This window comes from Microbacterium sp. (genome assembly GCF_035554235.1).
GTDB lineage: Bacteria > Actinomycetota > Actinomycetes > Actinomycetales > Microbacteriaceae > Microbacterium.
The window spans coordinates 1-4,970 of sequence record NZ_DATMIO010000037.1 but is presented as its reverse complement, the minus strand read 5'-3'; the positions used below and the strand labels follow the sequence as shown (position 1 = coordinate 4,970).

The following is a 4,970-nucleotide window of genomic DNA, read 5'->3' as shown; positions in this document are numbered from 1 at the left end:
GTAGTAGATCGCCTCCACGGGGCAGACCGGTTCGCAGGCGCCGCAGTCCACGCACTCGTCGGGGTGGATGTACAGCGAGCGATCGCCCTCGTAGATGCAGTCCACGGGGCACTCGTCGATGCACGCCCGATCCTTGACGTCCACACACGGAAGCGCGATCACATAGGTCACACGACCAGTCTACGGCTCGTGGTGAGGTGCCGCGGCGCCGGCCGCGGGGGCACGCCGCGGGATCTGGGACAGGTCGGGCCACGCGACGACGACCAGCACGCAGAGGGCGAGCGAGATCGTCCAGGCGACACCGTATCCCTCCTGCGGGACGATGACGGAGCCTCCGGGCCCGCGGCCCGAGATCACCGTCAGAGTCGTCAACATTCCGATCCCGGTGGCCAGAGTGGCCCATCGATCCGCGGTCAGGGCGCGGACGGCGACGAGCAGGGCGAGGCTGCCGATGACCGCGAGCACCAGCCCAAGCGGGAACCAGCCGAGCCTGTACGCATGCGCGATGGTGCCGGCCAGCGAGTACACGCCGCCGACGATGAACGCCAGCAGCCATGTGCCCGCCCGAGAAAGCCACCTGGAGCGCATCCGGCGAGTCTACCCGCGCGCTCGCCGACGCCCGGCGGTCACGCCGCCCAGCCGACCACCCTCAGGAGCGCGGCCACCAGGGCGGCAGCCAGCACCACGACGATGAACGACGCGCGGAAGGCGAGGAGCACGGCCGCGACGACGATCGCCGGCAGCCGGGCGTCGACGACGATCGCCATGCCGTCGGCGAGAGTCTGCACGGCCACGAGGGCGCCGAGGAGTGCCACGGTCAGCAGATCGGCGATGCGCGCGGGCCGCGGGGCATCGAGCCAGTGCGGCGGCGTCAGGTACCCGAGCATCTTCAGCAGGACGCAGATGATGGATGCCAGCAGGACGGCGTTCCAGAGGGTCACACCGGCGCCTCCTCGTGCTCGCGGCGGCCGAACCAGTTGAACCAGCCCACGACCACGGCCACGAACGCGGCGATCAGCACCGGTACCCCCGGCATCAGCCACGGCGTGAGGCACGCGGCGACCACGGCGGCCGCCGCACCCACGGCGATCGCCTGCCGGGACCGGAGCCGGGGCCAGAGCAGCGCGAGGAACGCGGCCGCCGCCGCGGCATCCAGACCATAGGCCCTCGGGTCCCCCAGCACGTCGCCCAGGAGCGCACCCGCCAGCGTCGTCGCGTTCCAGCCGATGTAGATCGCGATGCCCGTCACCCAGAACCCCAGCGTCCGCGCCCGCGGGGAGGTCTGCGCAAGGGAAACGGCCGTCGACTCGTCGATCGTGAAGTGCGCCGCGGCGACGCGCTTCGGCCAGCCACGCCCGATGACCGGCGACATCCGCATGCCGTAGGCGACGTTGCGCACGCCCAGCAGCGCCGCCGAGGCGATCGCCACGGGCGCCGCGGCCGCTCCTCCGGAGGCCATCACACCGATGAAGGCGAACTGCGACCCGCCCGTGAACATCACGAGGCTGAGGACGCAGGTCTGCCATACGTCCAGGCCCGCCGCTACCGCGAGCGCGCCGAACGAGATGCCGTACGCACTCGTGGCGAGCGCCACCGCGAGTCCCTGCCTGCGGGCGCGCCGCGCCTCGACATCGGGCTCGTTCGTCACCCGGCGAGCCTACCGAGGACTACCCGCGCGCGCGGCGGCCCAAGCCTGATCAGGGTTTGGGGCGGATCCACACCGTCGGGGCGCGTGCCGTGCGCCCCAACGGACATATCGCGCCCCGAAAGGCGGCCCGAGTCCGGTCAGCGCGAACGCTACGCGTTCGCATCCTGGCGCTTGAGACGGGCCGTCGCGCGCGCCCGCTCCGTGGCATCCAGATTCACCTTGCGGATGCGCACGATCTCGGGCGTGACCTCGACGCACTCGTCCTCGCGGGCGAATTCGAGACTCTCCTCGAGCGAGAGCTGGCGCGGCGGCGTCATCGACTCGAACGTGTCGGACGTCGACTGCCGCATGTTCGTGAGCTTCTTCTCCTTGGTGATGTTCACGTCCATGTCGTCGTTTCGCGAGTTCTCGCCGATGACCATGCCTTCGTACACCTCCTGCGTGGGCTGCACGAAAAACGACATGCGCTCTTGCAGGGCGATGATGGCGAACGGCGTGACGACCCCCGAGCGGTCGGCGACGATCGAGCCGTTCTGGCGCGTGACGATGCTTCCGGCCCACGGCTCGTAGCCGTGCGAGATCGCATTGGCGATGCCGGTGCCGCGCGTCGTGGTGAGGAACTCGGTGCGGAAGCCGATGAGGCCGCGCGACGGCACCACGAACTCCATGCGCACCCAGCCGGTGCCGTGGTTCGTCATGCCCTCCATGCGGCCGCGACGCGTCGCGAGCAGCTGCGTGATCGCGCCGAGGTACTCCTCCGGCGCGTCGATCGTGAGGTGCTCGAACGGCTCCTGGAGCTCGCCGTCGACGCGGCGCGTGACTACCTGGGGCTTGCCGACGGTCAGCTCGAAGCCCTCGCGGCGCATGTTCTCCACGAGGATGGCGAGAGCCAGCTCTCCGCGGCCCTGCACCTCCCAGGCGTCGGGGCGTCCGATGTCGACGACCTTGAGCGACACGTTGCCGATGAGCTCGCGGTCGAGGCGGTCCTTGACCATGCGGGCGGTCAGCTTGTGGCCCTTGATCTTGCCCGCGAGGGGTGACGTGTTCGTGCCGATCGTCATCGAGATCGCGGGGTCGTCGACGTGGATCTGCGGCAGCGGGCGCACGTCGTCGGGGTCGGCGATCGTCTCGCCGATCGTGATGTCCTCGAAGCCCGCGATCGCGACGATGTCGCCGGGGCCCGCGCTCTCGGCGGGGTAGCGCTCGAGGGCGCGGGTCTTGAGGAGCTCGGTGATGCGGGCGTTGCTCGTGGTGCCGTCGGCACGCACCCACGCCACGGTCTGGCCCTTCTTCAGTGTGCCGTTGAAGACGCGGAGCAGCGCGAGGCGGCCGAGGAACGGGCTCGAATCGAGGTTGGTCACCCACGCCTGCAGCGGAGCGTCGTCATCGTACGACGGAGCGGGCACGTGCTCGAGGATCGCCTCGAAGAGGGGCTCGAGGTCCTCTCCCTCGGGGAGGGTGCCGTTCTCGGGGCGGGTTCGCGAGGCGATGCCGGCGCGGCCGCTCGCGTAGACGACGGGCACATCGAGCAGGGCATCGACATCGAGGTCGGGCACGTCATCGACGAGGTCGCTCGCGAGGCCCAGCAGCAAATCGTGGCTCTCCTCCTCGACCTCGGCGATGCGCGCATCCGGGCGGTCGGTCTTGTTCACGAGCAGGATGACGGGGAGCTTCGCCTCGAGGGCCTTGCGGAGCACGAAACGCGTCTGGGGCAGCGGGCCCTCGCTCGCGTCGACCAGCAGCACGACGCCGTCGACCATCGACAGACCGCGCTCGACCTCGCCGCCGAAGTCGGCGTGGCCGGGGGTGTCGATGACGTTGATCGTCACCGGGCTGTCGCCCGCGTGCACGCCCTGGTACGTGATCGCCGTGTTCTTGGCGAGGATCGTGATGCCCTTCTCACGCTCGAGGTCGTTCGAGTCCATGGCGCGCTCTTCGACATGCGCGTGGTCGCCGAACGAGTTCGTCTGGCGGAGCATGGCGTCGACGAGCGTCGTCTTGCCGTGGTCGACGTGCGCGACGATCGCGACGTTACGGAGGTCCGGACGGAGGGCGCGCGCCATGGAGAAAGTCCTTGCAGAAAGTGGATGGGCCCGGAGTCGGGCCCATCCATTCTACCGCGCCGGCCGCTACTCTCCGGTTTCCGCTGCCAGAAGCGCCGCCCGCGCCTCGCGGCGCACGCGCTGCTCGGCCGGATCGGGCATCGGCACGGCCGCGATGAGCCGCTGCGTGTATGCCTCTTTCGGGGCGCGCAGGATCTGTCCGGTCGCGCCCTGCTCCACGATCCTTCCGTGGTGCATCACGATGATGCGATCGGCGAGCGAGTCGACGACGGCGAGGTCGTGGCTGATGAACAGGCACGCGAAGCCGAGGTCGCTCTGCAGGCGGCGCAGCAGCTCGAGCACCGTGGCCTGCACCGAGACGTCGAGGGCGGATGTCGGCTCGTCGGCGATCAGCAGCTTGGGCTTGAGCGCGAGCGCCCGGGCGATGCCGACGCGCTGCTTCTGGCCGCCGGAGAGCTCATGCGGGTACCGGTTGCGGTAGGCGCGCGGAAGCTCCACCGCGTCGAGCAGGTCCTGCACGCGCTTGTCGAGGTCGCGACCCTTGGCCTCCCCCGCCAGCAGCATCGGCTCGCCGATCGACGCACCGATGGGAAGGCGCGGGTTGAGCGATGACGACGGGTCCTGGAAGACGATGCCGACGTCCTTGTGCACCTTGTGCAGCAGGCGGCGATCGGCCCTCGAGATGTCGATGCCGACGACGGTCGCGCGGCCGTCCGCGATCGGCAGCAGCCCGATGGCGGCGCGCCCGACGGTGGTTTTGCCCGAACCCGACTCGCCCACGAGGCCGGTGACCTCGCCCGGGTAGATCGAGAACGTGGCGTGCTCCACGGCGCGGAAGGCGGGCACGCGCCCGCGCTTCGGGTAGTCGATCGCCACATCCTCGAACGAGAGCACGGGATTCGTGAGCGCGTCGCGGCGCTCGGCATCCTCCCGCGCCGCGACCTCCGCGAGCCGCAGCTGGGTGGTGTCGCCGGTGAGCGCGGCGGTCGTGTCGATCGACTCGTCGCCGCTGACCTGGCCGATGCGGGGCACGGCGGCGAGCAGCTGGCGCGTATACGGATGCTGCGGATCGGCGAAAACGCCCTCGACCGTGCCGCGCTCGACGATCTCGCCCTTGCGCATCACGACGATGTCGTCGGCCAGGTCGGCGACGACGCCCATGTCGTGCGTGATGAGCAGGATGGCCGAGTCGAGCCGGTGGCGGAGATCCCGCATCAGGTCGAGGATCTCGGCCTGAACGGTGACATCGAGCGCCGTCG

At 70.2% G+C, this 4,970-nt stretch carries 6 protein-coding genes; all 6 read right to left on the bottom strand.

Features of this window, described 5'->3' with window-relative positions:
* The coding region (locus VNT50_RS01915) for a ferredoxin family protein (RefSeq protein WP_325483418.1) at positions 1 to 171 on the bottom strand (171 nt) is incomplete at its 3' end.
* A gap of 9 nt (positions 172 to 180) precedes the next feature.
* Positions 181 to 588: a histidinol dehydrogenase gene (locus VNT50_RS01910; RefSeq protein WP_325483417.1), complete on the bottom strand. Its 408-nt coding sequence runs from the start codon at positions 586 to 588 to the stop codon at positions 181 to 183.
* Between the two features lie 38 nt (positions 589 to 626).
* A complete protein-coding gene (locus tag VNT50_RS01905) occupies positions 627 to 941 on the bottom strand; it encodes an AzlD domain-containing protein (protein WP_325483416.1) in 315 nt (104 codons plus the stop codon).
* Complete coding sequence (locus tag VNT50_RS01900) at positions 938 to 1,648, bottom strand: AzlC family ABC transporter permease (protein ID WP_325483415.1); 711 nt, start codon at positions 1,646 to 1,648, stop codon at positions 938 to 940. Before VNT50_RS01900 ends, VNT50_RS01905 begins: the two co-directional genes overlap by 4 nt.
* A 149-nt stretch (positions 1,649 to 1,797) precedes the next feature.
* Positions 1,798 to 3,711, bottom strand: coding sequence for a translational GTPase TypA (typA, locus tag VNT50_RS01895; RefSeq protein WP_325483414.1), 1,914 nt, complete (start codon positions 3,709 to 3,711; stop codon positions 1,798 to 1,800).
* A 66-nt stretch (positions 3,712 to 3,777) separates the two neighbouring features.
* A partial coding sequence (locus tag VNT50_RS01890) for an ABC transporter ATP-binding protein (protein WP_325483413.1) occupies positions 3,778 to 4,970 on the bottom strand: 1,193 nt, incomplete at its 5' end.